This is a genomic window from Vibrio sp. 1249-1, assembly GCF_033340495.1.
In genome coordinates this window covers 1-500 of sequence record NZ_JAWOWJ010001254.1, presented here as the reverse complement: position 1 = coordinate 500, position 500 = coordinate 1, and the positions used below count along the sequence as shown (strand labels likewise).

Sequence of the window (500 nt, the reverse complement as noted above, 5' to 3'; positions counted from 1 at the left end):
TTAGGATTTACCTTGGCAATATTAGGCTTTAGCTACAATATTTCTGATAAGCTTAATCCAGAGCAAGCCACGCTTTTTGCTCAATGGATTGGTGCTGCCAATGTGATCCGAAATCAAAAGATTAATGAATATAAAACCTTTCTAAAAAGCAAAACACCAGAGCTTATCGCTCAAGGTTACGCTTCCATTAAAAACAATCCTGAACTCTTATTTTTAAAAGACATTCCCGTTCAACTTTTACGCAATGCCGCAAGTTTGGTTTTCTCTGATGCAGAAGCCGCGAAAAAAGGACTGAGAAAATTTCCAAAAATTAAAAACAAATTTAAAAAACGAAGTGTTGTTTTAACTAAAGAAATGTTCTTTGTTGAGCCTTTCGAGAATGGCTCTCGGATCGTGATTAACAATCATGCCAAAGCGAAGCGAAGAATTGTGTTTTCATTGGTTGTTCCCCACAAGCCTGAGCAAATCGGGAATCAAATCAGGCTTTCACGACAAGGTGC

Annotated in this window: 1 protein-coding gene; it reads left to right on the top strand. The window is 37.6% G+C overall.

Annotated elements, in window-relative coordinates; all coding sequences use genetic code 11:
* Positions 1-12: 12 nt before the first annotated feature.
* Positions 13-500 (top strand): hypothetical protein (locus R7Z50_RS31555; protein ID WP_318150284.1); only part of this gene is annotated, 488 nt, incomplete at its 3' end.